Raw genomic sequence first — 18,810 nt, 5'->3', positions numbered from 1 at the left:
CAATTAATTGTATGATTGAGGTCAAAAAGCAATCTGAAAAGTAAATGCCTCGTTAAAGGTGGGGAAAAACTACCCGAACGATCCGCTTTTTTGGTTTCTATGGTTTAATGATTGAAACTTGTCTTATATACTGAATATGTTCCCTAGGGTGTTGGAGCTTGGTTAAGTCCCTGAGCCGATAAATTTTATGTTAGGGTTTCTGTTCGTTTACTATTGTGCAAGCTCGGCATGTACCGAGAAGCCTACGGTAGACCGCAGATTCCCGCCCTGAAACCTCAAGGTTTCAGGACTGACACCGGGCACCGCATACTTGGGGAACACCTTCATTACTTCATGCTACGAGCTACGAGCTACGAGCTACGAGCTACGAGCTACGAGCTACGAGCTACGAGCTACGAGCTACGAGCTATCAATACTTTCATTTTATATTTTTCTAAACTGTATTTTTTGCACGCAGAATAAATTCTCACCTAGACCATTTGGCATTTAATTTTTTGGCGTTTAAAGGTCTTCTTCGGTTTATCTTTAATCTTTAGAATTTGCTAACTTACTTGATTTGGCTACGCTCGAATCTACCTACGAATAAAAACGCGGAATAAACCCGCCGCCACCTTTTTACCTGTAGCAGCAGGTTTACCCCGCGTTATAGCACTGAGTACTTGTATTTAGAATCTAATAACGAGTACCTAGTCTCAAGCCTATTTAAACCACCCCTGAAAACGTTCCATCAATAAGTAATTAACCGGAACAAGTAATAAGGTGATAAGGGTTGCAAAAATAATCCCAAACCCAAGGCTTACCGCCATCGGAATTAAGAATTGTGCTTGTGTGGCTTTTTCAAATAACAACGGCATTAAACCAATAAAAGTGGTTAAACTGGTAAGCATTACTGGGCGAAAACGCGATGCTCCCGCCATTTTAACTGTTTCGAGAAGGTCACCGCCCTCCTCGCGCTTTTTATTGATAAAATCAACCAGCACCAGTGAGTCATTCACAACCACGCCAATCAAGGCCAGCATACCGAGCAAGCTCATAATGGTAAGCTCCATCCCCATGATCCAATGCCCCATTACCGCACCTATCATGCCAAAGGGGATAACACTCATGACAATCAATGGCTGCATATACGATTTAAACGGTATTGCCAACAGCGCATAAATAATGAAAAACACAAACACCAGCCCCCAAGCAAGCGACCCAAATGACTCGCGCTGCTCTTTAGCTTCACCTTCAAGCGAATAGTCTGCACCTGGGAATTGCTGCATTAGTTCATCAAGGTACGATTTTAGGTCTGCCTGCAGCACTGTCATGTTGGTGTTTGACTTTTCAACATCGGCAGTCACATTAAGCGTACGGTATCGGTCAATACGGTAAATTGATGACGGGCTTTGTCCCGGCACTAAAGTGGCAACATGCGACAATGGCACCGTACCACCGCTAGGTGTATTTATAAGAATATCTTTTAAATCGGCTACTGAACGACGCTCATCAATGGGTAAGCGCACCATAACACGTACATCGTCACGACCACGCTGAATGCGCTGTACTTGCGCACCAAAAAACGAGTTACGTATTTGCTGCGACACATCAACGCGATTCAAACCAAGCGCTAAACCTTGCTCTGTTAGCTCAATTTGCAGCTCTTCTTTACCATCGGACATGCTGTCGGCAATTTCGTACACTGTTGGGTATGTTGCCAAACGTTGCTTTACTTTTTCTGCAACTTGCTCAAGTGTCGATATTGAATTGCCTGTTAGCTGTACGTCGATAGGGCTCGATGTTCGACCAAATTCAGCACGAAAGGTTACGCTTTCCGCACCGGGGATAATACCAATTAAATCGCGCCATTCACTCGCAAGTTCTCGAGAGCCAATGTCTGATTCGCGTTTTTCTGCTGGCATAATTTCAAACCGAACACTCCCCGAATTAGACGCGCCACCACGGCCACCTGTAGTAGCCAAAATGTTTAAAATAACACTTTGACCGTCTTCGTCACGGTACTTATCTTGCAGCTCTTTTGCTTTATCAGACATTTTAATCACGTATTTATTAGTGACTTCAAACGGTGTACCCGCAGGAAATGTTACTGATGCCCTCACTGTTTCACTTGGAATGCGCGGGAAGAACACAAACTTTGTCCAGCCACTGGTAATTAACGTTAAAATAATAACGAAAATACCCACAAACAAGCTGACTGTTGCCAGTTTATTCTTAAGAGCGTGATTAAGCAGCGGTTGGTAATATTTCATAATGGCATGCTCAAAGCCATCGGCAAAACGCTGTTGTAAGCGCTCCAGCTTAGTAGGCTCACCCTTTTCGTGGCGCAGCTTTAAATACTTTAAATGTGCCGGTAATACAAACTTAGACTCAATTAACGAGAACAGTAATACAGGAATAACCACCACGGGGATTTGCGCGAAAATAGCACCACGCGCACCTTCAATAAAGGCAAGCGGTAAAAATGCTGCCACCGTAGTCAACACCCCAAATGTCACTGGGGTCGCTACTTCTTGTGTACCACGAATTGCAGCCTGCTCGCCTGTTTCGGCTGTTTTTAAGTGGGTATAGACATTCTCGCCGGTGACAATCGCATCATCCACAACAATACCCAGCACTAAAATAAAGCCAAATAAACTAATAACATTTAATGTGATACCAAATAGTGGCATCACTAAAAATGCCCCCATAAACGATACCGGTATACCAATAAACACCCAAAATGCGATAGCGGGACGTAAAAACAGTGTCAGCAAAGCAAGCACCAGAATGCCACCTTGAATCGCATTACTGGTGAGGGTTGCAATACGACTTTTTACCACTTCTGAGTCATCATCCCAGTAGCTTAATTCGAAGCCTTCAGGCAGGTTATCTTGCTGTGCGACAATAAAGTTTTTCACGGCATCAGCGACTTCAATCGCACTTTGTGGGCCAATACGATAAACATCAATAAAGGCGGCTTGTTTACCATTAAAACGCGTGCGTACCGGGGTTTCTTCAAAATCGTCTTTAATGCTAGCAATGTCTCCCAAGCGAATGATCGTGCCATCTGCTTGATGCTTAATTACAATCTTTGAAAACTCATCTTTACGATATGCCTGCCCTTTAGAGCGAATAAGCACATCGCCCCCTTCTGTTTTTAAGTTACCTGCTGAGACATCGGTACTTGAATTACGAATAGCAGAAGAGATATCCGACAAACTTAAATCGTATTGACGCAAGGTATCTTTGCTTACCTCAATAGCAATTTCATAATTGCGCACCCCACTTAGCTCAACCTGAGTCACGCTAGGTAGGCGCAACAATTCATCGCGCACTGTTTCTGCATATTCTAAGGTTTCTTTTTCACCATAAATACTTGAAACAGTGACCGCTATTACTTCACGTTTCCATTCAGCGAGCGACACTATTGGCTTTTCAGCATCAACCGGAAAGGTATTAATCGCATCGACTCGGCTTTTTATATCCGCTAATAACTCTCGCGGGTCATAACCTGTTTCGACTTCAATTGTGACAGAAGCCGAGCCTTCAGCTGAGCGACTCGTTATGCGTTTTACACCTTCTAAATCTTGCACCGCTTCTTCGATTCGGATCGTGACCCCTTTTTCGACGTCTTCAGGTGTAGAGCCACGTAATGAGACGCTGACGCTGATGCGATCAGATTCAAATGATGGGAACACCTCAAGCGGTATTTGCGTTGAAACGCTAAATAACCCCGCTAATAAAATGCTGATCAGCAATAAGTTAGCTGCAACATGATTTTTTGTGAACCAAGCTATCATTATTGCGCTCCTTGCTCACGAGCGGCGCGGCGTTGCTCAATCAATTTTTCAACCGTAATGCCTTGCTCTTTTGCTTTTTTTTCAAGCTCTTCGCGGCTTAGTCGCGGTGTATCGGCGCGCGTAGCTTGATAAGCTTCGCTGCCCATTACCGTTACTTGCGTACCTGAACTTACTTGCCCAAGTGGTGTAAGCACTAAATTATCTCCAGCCGATAAACCATCAGCCACGATTGCCTGAGTTGCATTTTGCCAAGCCAGCGTAATGTCTTTTCGACGTAAAACCCCTTTTTCCTCGGTGTACACATAGCTGCCTTGGTAAATTGCACTGTTTGGAATAACTAAAGCATTCTCAACGGTTTTACCTTTAATCTGCGCTTTAATATATTGACCAATTTTAATGGGGTACTGGTTATCGCTTGTGGCTTTATACGGGTCGTGAATTTGAGCCACAACATAAAGTTGCTGAGCACTTTCATCAATCGCACCTTCGGTACGAATCACTTGGCCTTGCCAATGCTGTTTGCCTACTAGGTTTGAGCTGAACTCAACAAGTGAACCCGCACTATTTTTAGCACCATCGCGGAATTGCTCCGGCAAATTAATAAACGGTAAGTCTTTATTTTTAATAGGTAGCCTAATTTCAACACTGTCTACAGCATAAATAATGGCTATTTCCATGTTATTGCTAACAACTTGGCCTAAATCAACACTACGGCTTAACACTCGTCCTGCATAAGGCGCGGTTATTTTAGTTCGCTCTAAATCAAGTTTTGCTTTTTCAAGGTTGGCTTGTGCCGATAATACACTCGCCTCTGCGGCTGCCAGTTGAGGTTTGCGAAGTACTAAGCTACTCGCTTCTTCGCCTTTACCTAAGCGCTGCCAATCAGTCATTGCTTGTCGGCCACGCGCTTGCTCTTCAAGTAAACTTTGTTCAGCGGTTAATAGTGCGGCTTGCGCTGATTTAACTTCAGCGCGGTGATCTCTATCATCAAGCTGTACAAGTACATCGCCTTTTTCAAAAAAGCCCCCTTCACGGAATTGCTCACTTATTTTAATGATTTGTCCTGAGGCCTGCGCAACCAACTTACTCTGTGTGCGCGGTTTCACTGTACCAAAACTGTCGATCATAATTTGAAAGCTTTGCGGTGTGAGGCTCTCAACAGCAACATTCACTTTTGCTTTAGGAGGTGATGAAAAGCGATTAGCTTGCGGCGGATTCCCTTTTATAAACATCACTAAAAGTACCGTCACGATTATCACTACGAGTGGAATTAATATTTTACGAGTTTTGCTTTTCATGATTATTGCTCTGCTACTTCGGTGTTTGCTTCACTAAAATCACCCCCGAGGGCAATATGTAAGTTGATTCTGTTGATGATAAGTTGGTTTTTAATTTGAATAACTGAACTTTGTGCGTTAAAAGAGCGGTCTTGTGCATCCAGAACCGTGGTGTACGTTACCAAACCACTTTGATATTGCTCAAAAGCAAGTTGCTCTGCCGCGATGGCATTTTTTTGTGCTTCAAGTGTTTTTTCGTAACGCACTTTTAGCGCTTGCTCTTGGCTTATTGCTGTTTCAACATCGTTAAATGCATCATAAAGAGTCGCTAAGTAAACTTGTTCTTGGCGTTTAACATTGAGCCTAGCTTGCTCTTCGTTCGCTTTTAAACGTCCGCCTTCAAATAACGGCATCGAAATGCTGCCAAGTAAAGACCAGGCAAGGCTTGAAGGCGAAAATAAATCACTCATTCGATCAGTGCTATCACTGATTGAGGCTGATAAGTTCAAGCTTGGAAAACGTTGTTTGTGCGCATATGCAAGACCGGCATCGGTGCTGAGTAATTGATACCAACTGGCCATTAAATCAGGTTTACGGGTAATAAGCTCAGACGGCAAACCAAGCGGTATGGCATTATCAAGTAAAGGTAAGTCTGCGCTAACCGTAAGCGCTCCTCTGGGGTATTGCCCTGTTAAACGCTCTAAATCACGAATTGATTTTGTTAACGTAGCTTGCTGCTCTGCAATGTTTGAACGCTCTGTATTTAGCTCATTGCGAGCAAGGTAAACATCCAGTGCTTCGTTTAGACCTTGGCGGTAACCAGATTCAATGATTGATAAGTTTTGTTCTGCATTTTGTTCGCGCTGCTTATAAAGTTCGAGCAATTTATGATTGCTGATCACATTAAACCAACCCGAAACAACATCAGCAACTAACTGCTGCTTAGCTTGCTCAAACGACGCTTTTTCTGCTAAGTATTCTAAGTTAGCTTGGCGCTCTGACGCCGACAACTTACCCCATAGATCAACTTCGTATCCGAGCTCAAGTGATGCTGAACTTGCATTATTATAATTTACCGGTCGGTTATCTTTACTGCGGCTAGTTCGTGTTGATAAGTCTAAGCTTGGCCACAAAGCCGCACCCGCAGCAACGAGTTGTTGCTCTTTAATTGCAACATCATAACCCGCTTGTAAAATCCCCTGATTATTCGCTAAAGCCTGTTCAACTAAGCTCAGCACCTGTGGATCTTGTAACTGCTGTAACCAATTACCCTTCACAGCTAATACTTTTGAAGCACTGTCTAGTTGTTGCCAAGCGTTTGGTATAGCTTCAAGTTCTGGTACTCGTTCACTATTCGTTGGCTGGCTTGCGCATGCACTTAGCAAAACCACACTTAAGGCAACTAAACTTGGCCTACATTGCCAATTCATCATAAAAACCTGAAAAATAACTATTTATGAGTGTAATTCAAGCATTGCATTAAGTTTTGCTCAACTGACTTTACATAAAATTACACTCGTTGACGTTGTAGTACGATAAACGGCAGGTATTTAGCGATGAGATTAGAGTTACAACGTTCAAACGTAAGCTGGGAGCAATTTGAGGAGAAAAAGCAACCATGAGTGAAACTGTATTAGGAGCGACCGGTTTAACACTTAAAGCCTATGACCATTACTTGTTACTATTTTTTGCAACAGAAACAAAAAAGCCTCGCAATAGCGAGGCTTTTAAATAATGGTGCCCAGAGGCGGAATCGAACCACCGACACGAGGATTTTCAACCCACGCTATATCACACCTAAAATATTGTTTTTACTAAACTTAATTACAAAAATTTTCCTATAATTTTCGTCTAGTTAATAAATTCTTTTTTATAAAGTTAAAATTCTAATGTTTTTATACACTTATAGAATTCTAACTGGTTAAACAAATTCAACTTATTGATGATGCCTTTTTTAAGGCTCTTTTTCAATCCTTTGTTTAATATCAATACCTTTCTCTGCATCAGGCTTTAAAGCTTCAACTTTAGTGTACCCTCTTCTATACACCCTTTTTGTGGTGGTAAGGTTAGAGTGACCCAACAATTCAGACGCTTGAGCAAGACTATCACAATCACTTGCGGCCTTAGCTCTAAGATCTCGTTCTTGAAATCGCTGCTCTAGTTTCAATTCACCACTTGCTAAAGCTTTTCTCATTGCTCTACTCCAAGCAGTTCTGAGACCTGAGTCAGTTAAAGGTTTTTCACGCTTAGAGTTAGCACTGGCTGCAAAAAAATACCAGTGTAAGATTGGCACTCGCTTCTTAGCAACAAGCCTATAACCATTTAGTTCTTTAAGCTCTGCGACAATCTTTGCTAAATAATCACAATAATTATATTGAATCCTTACTTTATTTTTTGAAGTGTGCACTTTTAACCCTTCCTTTTCACACCAATCTCTGCTGCTTAGATTGACCATATCTGCTTGTCTTAAACCTGTTGCAAGCTTAAGCTCGATATATAGCTGAAGCCATCGTGGACAATATTTAAAGAAGACGTCTAACTCTTCATCTGAAACAAGTCGATCTCTCGGCTTCTCAGGATTTCTAACTATCCGATTAAAAGGAGTGCTATCCAGTATTCCCCACTTTACAGCGTGGGTCATTACAGTACTCAACAAAGCAAATTCACGGTTAGCTCTAACAGGCGCGCCCTCTCTGGCCCGCAAATCTAAGTACTGATAGGCATGACGCGCCCTTACCATAGTAGGGTTCATCGATCCAAAGCGTTTAATAAGGTTTTTAGCTGCTGCAATGTTACTTTTGTGTGTATTTTTGGCCTTCGTGGGTGAAACTTCTTTCATATACCTATCTATTAAGTCAAACATAGTTCGGCATTCATAGTTTATTTCAGCGTAAGCATAATAATTTCTAAAGGCCTCATGTACGGTTTTACCCAGCCGAATATCTTTTTGCCCAACCGCCCTTAAATAATAAGTGTCAGCTTTTTTGTTGTAGATCATTCCTCTGGGCAGATTTTGATTTTCAGGTGAACGCTTTCTACCCATGGTTCTATTCCTCTAAATTCAACTCAGTGTATTTAAAGATAGAACTATTATTCGAATTTCGCTGGTTTGGGCTTGCGCCTAATTCAGCTTCAATAGATTTACGTAACACTTTTGGCCAGCCAAAAGCGTCTAAGGTGAAGGTTATACGCATTGCGGTAAGTTGCTCAACTTGCTTCTGGCGTTGTTTTCTACCAGTAAGTTCAGCAATTTCTTCTTTGGAAAGGAATAAGCTCATAGGTTTCTCACACTAATAAGTTTCCAGTCACTTATAGCAACCGAAAAATCAAAATAACTCTAATTCCAAACGTAAATTATCCGTCTGGTAATGATTAACTCTTGATTTGCTCACACAAGTAAAGGTGGCGACTTAAAGTATGATGGCCTACGGCCTCACTAAATATATCTGCTGATTTCTAACGATTTCATCATTTTTCAGCTTTTTTAATATAGTTTGCCATTTTTAAAATAGCAAACATTTTAAGGCGGGTATTAACTTTGAAGTTTTATTTTCTCAATTCCATCTAGATTGAAGTTTAGATCTTCAAGGGCACCCTCTTTGCTGAGTCCAATACCGAACTCAAGGCTAGAAGCCATAAATGATTCCATTTCACTATCATTGGTTATTTCATTCTCTGATTGGTAGCAAACAAAGAACTCATGCTGCTTTGAGTAGTAATATTTTTCTTTTGTTAAATAATTCATAACATGACTATCACGTTTGATGAATAGAAGTCTGGCAGGTTTCACTGGAGTAATATCTATACTAAATAGATGATACAATTTAGTTTCTCATAAATTACTACGCTGAATTTTTGGTTGATAAGCTTTGCAAAAGAAGTCTGGTGTCAATACACAAAAAACCCGTATTAATACGGGCTTATGTTTTCTTTTTAGACAGTCGGGCTTTTCTTCTTTGCAGCCTATTTTTAGCTTCTTCCAAGCTAACCTTTGCGCCATTTGGAGTAGGGCTTGTTCTCATTGCGGATCTTAGAATGTTGTCCATCTTAGCACCTCTGAAAAAATTGTTTATTTCTTGCTCAAGAAACTTTCTATATTCTAGTCCAACAGGCTCCGTGTTGTCAAAACTTCTTCTACCCCATATTCTTTTTCTAATAGGTTCCCCCGAGCATTTATCCCAATAAAATGCATACCTTAAAGCACCTTCGATATTGCAACCGTGAATACTCGTATATTTATAACGCTTAGCATAATAATAGAAATCAGATGCAAACTTACCTCCAGATCCAGTATGTGCAATTCCCGCATTCCATTCAAAAATGTACCCTTCATCTGCTAGGTGGTGTCCTGTGCTAGCTTCGATAATAAGACATCCAAATACATCATTTTTATCAAGAAGATCATAGAACCTATAATATTCATCTTCAGTTACAATACCTAAAAGTTGTGCTTGCTCAAGTAATATAGGGAAATGATCTCCGGAAAAAATAAAAAGCTCGTCATTACTGGAATAAATGTACTTTCTTGTTTCCGTTTCAACTGCATTATGGAATATATCAGTCCATAAAGAATCAACTGCAGCGAACTTCGAAGTTTTTACTATAGCAGTTGTCATATTTAATTATTAAAAATACCTTTCATTTGAGTTTTGAAACTGAGTTAAAACAAAACTTCATAAACTCTACCTTAACGCCCACTCTTCAACCAGATACATTTTTACAAATTTCCTAGAATATTACTATAATCAAATGATTAATTATCTGAATTAAAGCCGAACAGAAAAATCAATATGTCGACTACAAATTATTGTACACATTAGTAAAAGCTTTCCATTTACAAGGAGATCCTATGTTCACTAATTTTCTATTAAAAGCTGCGGAAGTTGCAATTGATGTTTTATCTGAGCCCTTACCTGAAGACTCATACGAAGGTGAGTTTGATATTTATGAACCAAGCTCAAAGTCACTATATACTAACGCAGATGGCAGCACTGAAATTTTGACAGGGTCATCAATGGGCACAAGAATTTCTGATTTGAGTGGTGAGTGATAACCCTTAACTTAACCTTTAAAAAGTCAACGCCCTAAGTAAATTACCGTGATCTGTTCGCGGCTATGCCCTAGCTCGCTTGATATTTGCAATCTAGCTTCTTTATCAATAACTTTCTGTTCTGCTGTTAATTCTTTGCTTTTTAGACCACCGCTAATTGGGGCTTGCCTACCTGTTAGTTCCAAGTAACGTTTTTGGGCATACATGTGGCGTAATCCATGATTTTTATCTAGGCCAACACGGCTTGTTTGCCATTCGTAGCTTTTTAATTGCTGCTTGTAGTTTTTATCAGGCCTAATCAATGCACCGCCACCTACAGTTTGCTGTATTTCTTTTAATAAGGCACGCTGAGAGTCGGTTCTTATTGGTAAAGTCCTAGGACGACCACCTTTAGTCCACGATGATTTTAAAACGAGTTGTTCACCACGTATGGCAAAATTAGGCTTAAATTTAATAGCTTCTTCTCTACGAAGCCCAAACTCTAACTGAAGCTTTAGTGATAACTGCACGTAGTGATCTATTATTTTTTCGAGCTTAGCTAAGTCTAGCTCTTTGGCTTTTGAATCAGTTGGAATGTAACTGCGCTTTTCTAAGTTAAGTGATATTGCTTGGTTTGCACTATTATTTGATTTTGGCAGCATCGATGATTTTCCGACCTTTTCAGCCCACCATCTAATGTGCCCAACGCGGTTTTTAATTGTTCCTGGCGAAAGCTTTTCAGCTTGCCAGCGCTCTATCAGATAATTTACGTGTTTTGGCTTTAATGAATGAACCGATTTTAATCGAAATCCACCTTCTTTAAGCTGTGCAGCAAGTTGCACTAACGCCTTTTTTCGCCCTGCCTGTGTGCTGTAGCTGCCATCTTGATTTCTTAGCACTAAGCCTTGTAGTTGGTACTTTAAGTTACTCATAAGCCACCAGTAAGTGATGATTTAAAATAACCTGTTATGCACTTAACTAACTAATTGAACCCATTTTTCCAAAAGGTAAGTTTTAAATGCCAATTGCACGTTGGAGCGTACAATTTTCGTATAAATACGAATAGAGGCACAAAGTTCAAAATGGCCAAAATAGCCTCGCTTTAAATGTTTCCCTACTGGGCGTACATAATAAAACGCAAATAAAGTGTGTTTTGCACTGGTTAGTTAAGTGATAACAGGTCTCCTCTTTTAGCGCCATATAAAGTAATTTTTCATGGATTTTGTATACACAAAATTAAATCAAGCTATTGCTAGAAAGCACTAACTATTGATTAAGAAAAGTTAACTTTTTGGCTTATAGCTACATCACGTTGGTAGCTTTTCGAAATGACAAAGCTGAAAGCTTTGTTTTAAAGATACGATGACCAATGGCCTCGTTAAGTAAGTAAATTGATAATGACATAACCCGCCCATAACTTCAACAAAAGTAATAAGTCTGTTGGTACGGCTGGGCTTGCCCACTGCGTCACTCCCCTATTGCTTCGCGGGAGTGACGCGGTTTACTTTAGATATCTAATAGTTTTCTCATTTTATCTTTGAGTAATTTCACTGTGAGGCTATTGTCATTTGCTATAGCGGACTCCAACTCAATTGCCAGTTGTACCATTTCATTCGGCTCATCAATTCCATAATCGCCACAGCGTTGATTTAACTTACAAACACCAATAGTAAAATGCCCCTTAAGTGTTTTATCTATGTACCAGCATTCTCTATTGATATCGATGTGCTCTTCATAATTATCAAAATGAGGGTGCACAATATGAAAACCAGAGCTAACTGCAGGATATCGTGAGCGTGTCTGTCCTTTTTGGTTTAATGTTAATGTTTCTTTATCTTTTTTTATTTGATTACAATCGGCACATACAACACAGAGGTTTTTAGGTAGAAACATATATTTATCATGTAATGACTTTGGAACAATATGTTCTACATGGCAATTTAAAGCAGAAACCAAACTAACATCCTTTCTGCAGTAAGCACACTTCCCAGCTTGTTCCTCCCTGTAATGCTTCCTAATAAAAGAACGTAATTCAGACAAATCCTTACTTAATGCTTCTTTATTCCAATCACTATGTTTAAAAGTTGGATCGCTAGTAACATCAAAAATCAACTGCTTTTGAGATTCATTAAATATAACTGCATTCTTAATTTCGGCCATACTTTTGGTACACCTCATTAAGCATTTCAATTAATTCTATTACTGAGTCCTTTTCAGGTAAGCTTTCTCTAATTGAATTCATAAATTCTAAATTTTGAAAATCTTGTTCATCAAAAGCTTTGTTTACTTTTACCTTAGCAAATATGTTAATCGCTAATTTTATTAGATACTCGTTACTATTTCCTGGGGACTCAAAAACTTTTGCTAATTGAAAATCTGACGATCTATTGTGGTAGTCTTCAGATAGCATAAGCCTAGGTTCAGTTAAGCCTAAATTAACTATAAATGAATTATGTTTACTAATTGATGAAATTAAATTTGGAGAGTGTGTGGCAATTATAAAGTGACAATCTTTGTAGTTAGAAAATGTATTTTGAAGCAGATCCAAGAAGCCCAATTGCCACCTTGGATGTAAGCTCAGCTCAGGTTCATCTATTAATATTAATGAATTGTTTTCCATCTCTCCAGCTATTGATGACATTGTGAATAATAAGCTTAATTCACCAGAACTTGCCTCGGAAAGCAAAAACTCTTCATTTGAGTTACGTTTTTTAAATTGAACGTCACTAAGCTCTATCAAGTCAAACTCAGATAAAAGTTCGAGAGCGCTTAAAAATTTTTTATTCTTTGCCTTGTTTGAAAGATCAATGTTACAACTAATCTCTACGGGTTCAAAAAAATGACTCTGGAGTTTTTTTCCTGAAAGAACATATTCGAGAGCTTCTACTAACTGCTCAGCTAAATTTTCGTTTTTCTTTTCTAGCTCTAGTTCAAAATGATCCTTGTCTTTAAAGAATTTAATACTCTTAACCATCTCAAGTATTTTACTTTTATCTACCTCTTCAATCCGAAATCGCTCAGCTAAAGTAAGGTTTAGCGTAAAAGCATTATCTATATTTAAGTATTCAAAAACCTGTGAAAAGTCGAAATATTCATGTTTAGGTTTGAGAAGAAGTTTTATAAATGACGCTCCAAGTTGATCAAACTTTTTACTTAAATAACTCTTCTTAAACCTTGAACTTGCCATATCACCTGATCGTGTTCCTAAATACACATAAGGCAATGGTAGCTTTAGAGATGAACGTCGCTCTAAAAAAGGAAACTTATCATATGGGCTACCCGTAACAGCAAGAATCTTTCTTGGTAATTCAAGATCTACAGAATCAATAAGTTGTAAATTTCTTTTAAATATAGTTTTCTGTGAGTGCTCTTTTAACTCTCTGAGGTACAAGTCGGAAAGAAATTCACCAGTCTCCCCTCCAACTGATTCATTGATTATTTTCACTTTTTTAAAAGGATAATATGAGATAACAGAGTAAATGCACTCATTAGGAATATTATGATACCGACGAAAAAAAGGTTGGACCTGTTTTGAAATTGAGTAAGAACCGTTGTTATTTATAAAATTTAATTCTTCAAAATCTTCTTCTCTTGGTGTATTGGAAAAGTTATTTAAGTCATAGTGGAAATCTGTTTTATATTTACTTTTAATAAAGCTAAAGCAAATGTTTTGAAATAAATTACTTTTACCACTACCATTGTTGCCCATAATCACAGTTACAACATTAGACCCTTTGGTCACTTTATCTTGTTTAGCTAGAAAAACTTTCCTGCCTTTTAATGTCACACTTTCTAAAAGCATGTAAATCAATCCCTTTAAATGAAGTTACGCTTATTTTACTCTTTTTTATCTATGAGTATTTAAAGCTATCATAAACTTAAATCCTAATCTTACTAAATTAGCTACATTAAGCACGAACTTATCAATCCCCGAAATTGAATATCACTAATTTAAAACCTAGGAGATAAAGTGATAACCTTAGGAGTTATGTAAAAAAAATTTCTAAATAACTCTGCTCAATTAATAGCTTTTAGCTGTTGCTATAATCTTTTTAAAGGCTTACTTTATCTTTAAAAAATATAACAGGCACACTAACGCCCTACCAAACGAGGCAGTAAAAAATTTGATTGGATCTAAATTACAGGATCGCGGTAACGCTCTATAGGGGCTGAAATCGGCAGTTGAACACTGTGTGTATTCTTAGATTTAACTTTAACCGGCTGTTTAAACCTAAACACAAATTTACATACATGCTTAAGCTTTTCTTTCATCGCAGACAGCAGGCCAACTTCTAGCATAGTTTCGATCAGCGATTTTACAGTCATATATGCCAACCTAGCTTGTTTGCTAGCTGTGAAATGCTTTGTTGGTATGTATCGCGTTTATTTCTTGTGGCAATTTTACCAGCTTTAATTTTACTGGTTATCAAGGCCTGTAGCATGAGCATTTTATGTTGATGGCGAGAGTCATAGCGACTTTTAGAATCAAATAAATGAAGCTGAACTGAGTATAAGCGTAGCGTGTTGCTCGATTGTTGTTTATTAAGCATCTGCGTGTAGCTTTGCAATAAACGATAGCCTAAAGGGTGTTTCATGTTTAAATGCAATGTGCGGCTATAGCTCGAAGGATTAGCAGACTCAATTAACAAAGGCTCTTTTTCGTCTTCGAGTGGCTCTAGAAGCTTTTTAAGACCGTTTTTAACTGCATTTATCGAATAACTTAAATGTTTAGCGATTGCTGATGCTGATGAGTTAAATTTACCATGCTTGGCATGGTGATATGCAATATGCCCCAAAATTAATGTTTGAGTATCTGATTTTGTAGCTGCAAGGACTTCTAAAGCAAAGAACACTTGTTTCTTTTTGCCGCAATGATCACTTACCGTATTTAGGCTTGATGAAAAATTATTTTTTAATTTTCTAGTCAATTGAAATTCGACTGGAACGATAGTCAGCAATTTTTTGGCTTACCACTAGACACAGGATTACCCTACAGCTAATATAGCCATATAAACATTTTGAGTTGTTTATGAAAGCCGCGTTAGAAACTTAAGTCGCCAAACTTAATCTGAGTTTCTTTATCGCGGTTTTTTGCTTTCTGGCGTTCGCAAAATCGCCTCCGTCAGTTACGACGAATACAGGTATTTTTGTAGGGAAAGTATATTTTAGTAGGAAACGATATTTTAGATTTTAGCGGGACGCTAGGAAAAATGGTGCCGACTATCCGAGTTGAACGGATGACCTACTGATTACAAGTCAGTTGCTCTACCAACTGAGCTAAGTCGGCACACTAAAACGGTGTGCGTTGCGCACTATAATCACTTTAAAAGTAATTATCAAATAATGGTGCCCAGAGGCGGAATCGAACCACCGACACGAGGATTTTCAATCCTCTGCTCTACCGACTGAGCTATCTGGGCTTAAAAACTAGTTAATTAACTAGACTTTTAATAAATGGTGCCGACTATCCGAGTTGAACGGATGACCTACTGATTACAAGTCAGTTGCTCTACCAACTGAGCTAAGTCGGCACACTAAAGCTGTGTGCTTCTGCACTATATTAATGTTATAATCTTTTGATTTAAAACACCAATATTTTTAATAATGGTGCCCAGAGGCGGAATCGAACCACCGACACGAGGATTTTCAATCCTCTGCTCTACCGACTGAGCTATCTGGGCGTGCGGCGTATTAAACGGGTTTTGCCTTCGCAAGTCAACTTTTTTTTTGAGCTTTATAACTGTTTGAACAGTTTTCCATCAAGATTGCTATTTTTAATACTTTTACGGTTATTTAAGCATCAAACTGACGCTTTCTGATAGTTTACTCTAATTGTTATTTGGTTTCCTTAGGTAAAAACGTGGTGAATTTTTCTTCGTTGATGGTAGGATTGTTCTACCATCAAGGAACTGCTTAATTTTGCTGTAAAATTATTGGATAAGACCCATGCCGAGTAAATCGACCTCTACTGTAAAAGGCCTATTACCTCTTTTTATAATAACAAACGTAGTTATCACCCTATTAGCGGTGGTTGCTTACTCCTTTTACCCAACCAGTAACGCGCCGAAGCAAACAGAGCCACCTCGCTTAACTGCAATAGAAGTTTCAGAGTTATTATCTGCACCACTTATCAGCGCACTCACTATGCCTGGACAAGATAAAGTTAAAGAAGTACTCGATTTAAGCCTATTGCTTAATAAAGATTTTGATTACTACTTATATAGATACGAAATTAATGGCGATGCATCGCTTGTCTACGCTAATAACAAAGAGGCGCTTATCGCTTCAAGTAAAGTGGACCAGCAACTTGCTCAAGGCACAATTATTCATACGGTGCTTGAGCTGAATGATCAACCCGTTGGTGAGCTTATAGTAAAACAACATCCACAGCAGCTACCAATCATAGAATCAGCCGCGCTCTCGTATGCCCTCGCGGGTTTAACGCTTTTAGCTTTAGTTATTTTATCATTTGCCTTGAGTGTATTAATTAATAAGCGTTTTATGAAAAACAGCGAATCACTCAGCAACGAATTAATGGTAATAACACAAAATGCCGATTATCAAACGCAGGTGTCAGAAGAGCTCGATTTTGGCTTAGATAAAGTCGCTAAAAACATTAATCAATTACTTAATAAAGTGTTGTCGGTTATTACCGAAAACAAAGCCGCTCAGCAAGACTTAGAAAAACTACAAAGCGGTCTTGAAGCAGAGGTACAAAGCAGAACACTGGCCCTTGAACAAGCCACCTTAAAAGCAGAACAAGCAAACGAAACCAAAACGACCTTTTTAGCAACCATGAGTCATGAAATTCGCACTCCCATGAATGGCGTGATTGGTACAATTGATTTACTGCGTCAAACAGAACTTGATGGAGCGCAACATAGATTAAGCACCATTATTAGAGACTCAGCGTTTTCATTATTGGGAATTTTGGATGATATTCTTGATTTTTCTAAAATCGAGGCGGGTAAACTTAATATAGACAATACGCCATTTTCAGTGTCAGACACCATTGAAGAGGTCGCGCGGGTGTTGTCCTCTGTCGCGAGAAAGCGCGATCTTGACCTTGAGCTTGCCATTGCCCCCGACATTCCAACCAACCTAATTGGAGATACTGTTCGCGTACGCCAAGTACTGTACAACCTATGTAGTAACGCCATTAAGTTCACCACCACCGATGATAACCGTAAAGGCTGCGTAAAAATATCAGTAGAAGTGGTGCAAAATACCACCGATCACTACACCTTACGCTTTGGTGTTTCTGATAATGGCAAAGGGATGACACGCGCACAACTTGGCGAAATATTTAATCCCTTTATACAAGCCGAAAGCTCAATTACGCGTGAATACGGTGGAACAGGCCTAGGGTTATCCATTTGTAAAAGCTTAACAGAGCTTATGCTGGGCACTATTTCTGTCACCAGTGACTTGGGTATCGGCAGTGAATTTATTGTAGAACTTCCTTTTAGCACGCAAGGTAAAGTCGATTTTGCACATAAACACGTCATTAAAGATCAGCGCGTTGTGGTTGTTACGAATCATGATGGCCGTAAAAAACTATTAACGCGCTATCTCTCGTTTATGGGGGCCACCGCCGTCATTGCCGACAGCAACGAAAAAATAGAAGCAGAACAAGACAGTAAAGATATTATTTGGGTTCTCGATGGGATCGAAAGCATGGAGGACATTAATTATATATTGCGCCGCCTGCTTTACACGCTAGAAGATAACCACCAACAAGTAATCGTTCTCAGTAAATTAGATGAAGCAGCCGTTAATCATAAAAATATTTTCTATTTAAATGCTGCCCCACTGTGTAAGTCTAACTTTATGATGTCGCTACTTGTTGCTGCGGGCTTACATCAGCCAAAGCAAATTACTTCTGCAAAAACATTTAACAACTACTTAAGCGTTGAACAAGCGCGCGAGGAAAATAAGCTTATTCTGTTAGTGGAAGATAATGTTTTAAACCAGCAAGTGTTAACTGACCAACTTCATTTACTCGGTTACGGGGTCGAGTTGGCAGAAAATGGCCAACAAGGTTTAGAGCTGTGGCGAAAAAATCACTATGCGATTATTCTCACCGACTTACACATGCCAAAAATGTCAGGTTACGACATGGTAAAAAGTATTCGCGAAGAAGCTTCTCAGCTAGAAGACATTAATGCACAACCGTATATAGTAGCAATCACAGCAAATGCGCTTAAAGGTGAAAAAGATCGTTGCTTGAGCATTGGTATGAATGATTACATCACTAAGCCTGTTGAATTAAATGTGCTTGAATCCACCTTATTAAAGTGGTCTAACAAAAGAAATCCACAAAGCACATCGGTTGAAGCCAAAAAATCAGCTATGCCTATCGATATGAACATGCTCGCTAAATATATTAATAACGATGAGGCTAAAAAACTGCGCTTCTTTAAAATGTATTTAGAGCAAAGTAATCAATTGACTAAAAATATTAATGCGGGAGTCATTGAACATGACATCGACAGCATTATTTCGTCGTGCCACCAGCTAAAATCAATTTCGAAAACGATTGGTGCGATGAAAGTCGCCGAGCTTGCCGCTGAATTTGAGCACTTTTGCAAAAACGAAGAGCCAACCAGCGATGAGCTAATTGAGCTGCGTGATGGTTTTGAAATTGAGTACTCTAAGGTAGCGCAGTTTCTCAAAGAGCAAATTAAAAAAGCTGAAACCGAGCAATAAAAAAGGGCCTTTTGGC

13 protein-coding genes, 5 tRNA genes, 1 other RNA gene and 1 pseudogene are annotated in these 18,810 nt (G+C 39.2%); 3 read left to right on the top strand and 17 right to left on the bottom strand.

Annotation, left to right across the window (positions count from 1 at the left end; genetic code table 11):
• The first annotated feature begins 137 nt into the window (after positions 1-137).
• A non-coding RNA gene (ssrS, locus tag BM378_RS14615) (6S RNA) lies at positions 138-321 on the top strand.
• A 377-nt stretch (positions 322-698) separates the two neighbouring features.
• On the opposite strand, the gene BM378_RS14610 is transcribed toward ssrS, so the two are convergent.
• The 8 genes and pseudogenes from BM378_RS14610 to BM378_RS14580 form a co-directional block, all read right to left on the bottom strand.
• Entirely contained in the window at positions 699-3,779 is a 3,081-nt protein-coding gene (locus tag BM378_RS14610; RefSeq protein ID WP_065978401.1) for an efflux RND transporter permease subunit, read from the bottom strand.
• On the bottom strand, positions 3,779-5,077 hold the full coding sequence (locus tag BM378_RS14605; RefSeq protein WP_036970425.1) for an efflux RND transporter periplasmic adaptor subunit: 1,299 nt from the start codon (positions 5,075-5,077) through the stop codon (positions 3,779-3,781). The genes BM378_RS14610 and BM378_RS14605 overlap by 1 nt, the downstream gene beginning before the upstream one ends.
• Positions 5,058-6,486: pseudogene (locus BM378_RS14600) on the bottom strand (efflux transporter outer membrane subunit). Before BM378_RS14600 ends, BM378_RS14605 begins: the two are co-directional and overlap by 20 nt.
• A gap of 305 nt (positions 6,487-6,791) precedes the next feature.
• Positions 6,792-6,862 (bottom strand) — tRNA-Phe (locus BM378_RS20445).
• Between the two features lie 148 nt (positions 6,863-7,010).
• Positions 7,011-8,099 carry a tyrosine-type recombinase/integrase gene (locus BM378_RS14595; protein WP_074989472.1) on the bottom strand — a complete coding sequence of 363 codons (1,089 nt, stop codon included), beginning with the start codon at positions 8,097-8,099 and terminating at the stop codon, positions 7,011-7,013.
• 4 nt (positions 8,100-8,103) lie between these two features.
• On the bottom strand, positions 8,104-8,334 hold the full coding sequence (locus BM378_RS14590) for a DUF4224 domain-containing protein (RefSeq protein ID WP_074989471.1): 231 nt from the start codon (positions 8,332-8,334) through the stop codon (positions 8,104-8,106).
• Positions 8,335-8,588: 254 nt separating this feature from the next.
• Entirely contained in the window at positions 8,589-8,801 is a 213-nt protein-coding gene (locus BM378_RS14585) for a hypothetical protein (protein WP_143104593.1), read from the bottom strand.
• Positions 8,802-8,976: 175 nt separating this feature from the next.
• Positions 8,977-9,672, bottom strand: coding sequence for a hypothetical protein (locus BM378_RS14580; RefSeq protein WP_074989469.1), 696 nt, complete (start codon positions 9,670-9,672; stop codon positions 8,977-8,979).
• A gap of 233 nt (positions 9,673-9,905) precedes the next feature.
• Here BM378_RS14580 and BM378_RS14575 point away from each other — a divergent pair, with 233 nt between their 5' ends.
• The gene (locus BM378_RS14575) at positions 9,906-10,106 is read left to right on the top strand and encodes a hypothetical protein (RefSeq protein ID WP_058585651.1); all 201 of its coding nucleotides are present in this window, start codon (positions 9,906-9,908) and stop codon (positions 10,104-10,106) included.
• Between the two features lie 26 nt (positions 10,107-10,132).
• On the opposite strand, the gene BM378_RS14570 is transcribed toward BM378_RS14575, so the two are convergent.
• The 9 genes from BM378_RS14570 to BM378_RS14530 all read right to left on the bottom strand — a co-directional run bounded on the left by BM378_RS14570 (position 10,133) and on the right by BM378_RS14530 (position 15,766).
• The gene (locus tag BM378_RS14570) at positions 10,133-11,017 is read right to left on the bottom strand and encodes a phage integrase N-terminal domain-containing protein (protein WP_074989468.1); all 885 of its coding nucleotides are present in this window, start codon (positions 11,015-11,017) and stop codon (positions 10,133-10,135) included.
• A gap of 574 nt (positions 11,018-11,591) precedes the next feature.
• On the bottom strand, positions 11,592-12,245 hold the full coding sequence (locus tag BM378_RS14565) for an HNH endonuclease (protein WP_074989467.1): 654 nt from the start codon (positions 12,243-12,245) through the stop codon (positions 11,592-11,594).
• Positions 12,232-13,887 carry an AAA family ATPase gene (locus tag BM378_RS14560; RefSeq protein ID WP_074989466.1) on the bottom strand — a complete coding sequence of 552 codons (1,656 nt, stop codon included), beginning with the start codon at positions 13,885-13,887 and terminating at the stop codon, positions 12,232-12,234. The genes BM378_RS14565 and BM378_RS14560 overlap by 14 nt, the downstream gene beginning before the upstream one ends.
• 332 nt (positions 13,888-14,219) lie before the next feature.
• Positions 14,220-14,411 (bottom strand): hypothetical protein, encoded by a 192-nt coding sequence (locus BM378_RS14555; protein ID WP_074989465.1) that lies wholly within the window; start codon positions 14,409-14,411, stop codon positions 14,220-14,222.
• Positions 14,408-15,013 carry a helix-turn-helix domain-containing protein gene (locus tag BM378_RS14550; RefSeq protein WP_143104591.1) on the bottom strand — a complete coding sequence of 202 codons (606 nt, stop codon included), beginning with the start codon at positions 15,011-15,013 and terminating at the stop codon, positions 14,408-14,410. The genes BM378_RS14555 and BM378_RS14550 overlap by 4 nt, the downstream gene beginning before the upstream one ends.
• 283 nt (positions 15,014-15,296) lie before the next feature.
• Positions 15,297-15,372, bottom strand: a tRNA-Thr gene (locus BM378_RS14545).
• A gap of 57 nt (positions 15,373-15,429) precedes the next feature.
• Positions 15,430-15,505: transfer RNA gene (locus tag BM378_RS14540), tRNA-Phe, on the bottom strand.
• A gap of 35 nt (positions 15,506-15,540) precedes the next feature.
• Positions 15,541-15,616, bottom strand: a tRNA-Thr gene (locus BM378_RS14535).
• Between the two features lie 74 nt (positions 15,617-15,690).
• Positions 15,691-15,766: transfer RNA gene (locus BM378_RS14530), tRNA-Phe, on the bottom strand.
• A 265-nt stretch (positions 15,767-16,031) separates the two neighbouring features.
• Here BM378_RS14530 and BM378_RS14525 point away from each other — a divergent pair.
• Positions 16,032-18,794: an ATP-binding protein gene (locus tag BM378_RS14525; RefSeq protein ID WP_074989463.1), complete on the top strand. Its 2,763-nt coding sequence runs from the start codon at positions 16,032-16,034 to the stop codon at positions 18,792-18,794.
• Positions 18,795-18,810: the final 16 nt, after the last annotated feature.

Origin of the sequence: Pseudoalteromonas lipolytica, assembly GCF_900116435.1 — a bacterium.
Classification (GTDB): Bacteria; Pseudomonadota; Gammaproteobacteria; order Enterobacterales; family Alteromonadaceae; genus Pseudoalteromonas; species Pseudoalteromonas lipolytica.
Note: the sequence above shows the minus strand (reverse complement) of the source record. Positions and strands in the feature narration are given on the sequence as shown.

Bases quoted from the DNA above. Each gene is read 5' to 3' on its own strand.
- BM378_RS14585 (WP_143104593.1), bottom strand. From the start codon at position 8,801: ATGAATTATTTAACAAAAGAAAAATATTACTACTCAAAGCAGCATGAG.
- BM378_RS14575 (WP_058585651.1), top strand. From the start codon at position 9,906: ATGTTCACTAATTTTCTATTAAAAGCTGCGGAAGTTGCAATTGATGTT.
- BM378_RS14565 (WP_074989467.1), bottom strand. From the start codon at position 12,245: ATGGCCGAAATTAAGAATGCAGTTATATTTAATGAATCTCAAAAGCAG.
- BM378_RS14610 (WP_065978401.1), bottom strand. From the start codon at position 3,779: ATGATAGCTTGGTTCACAAAAAATCATGTTGCAGCTAACTTATTGCTG.
- BM378_RS14570 (WP_074989468.1), bottom strand. From the start codon at position 11,017: ATGAGTAACTTAAAGTACCAACTACAAGGCTTAGTGCTAAGAAATCAA.
- BM378_RS14580 (WP_074989469.1), bottom strand. From the start codon at position 9,672: ATGACAACTGCTATAGTAAAAACTTCGAAGTTCGCTGCAGTTGATTCT.
- BM378_RS14595 (WP_074989472.1), bottom strand. From the start codon at position 8,099: ATGGGTAGAAAGCGTTCACCTGAAAATCAAAATCTGCCCAGAGGAATG.
- BM378_RS14590 (WP_074989471.1), bottom strand. From the start codon at position 8,334: ATGAGCTTATTCCTTTCCAAAGAAGAAATTGCTGAACTTACTGGTAGA.
- BM378_RS14605 (WP_036970425.1), bottom strand. From the start codon at position 5,077: ATGAAAAGCAAAACTCGTAAAATATTAATTCCACTCGTAGTGATAATC.
- BM378_RS14555 (WP_074989465.1), bottom strand. From the start codon at position 14,411: ATGACTGTAAAATCGCTGATCGAAACTATGCTAGAAGTTGGCCTGCTG.
- BM378_RS14525 (WP_074989463.1), top strand. From the start codon at position 16,032: ATGCCGAGTAAATCGACCTCTACTGTAAAAGGCCTATTACCTCTTTTT.
- BM378_RS14560 (WP_074989466.1), bottom strand. From the start codon at position 13,887: ATGCTTTTAGAAAGTGTGACATTAAAAGGCAGGAAAGTTTTTCTAGCT.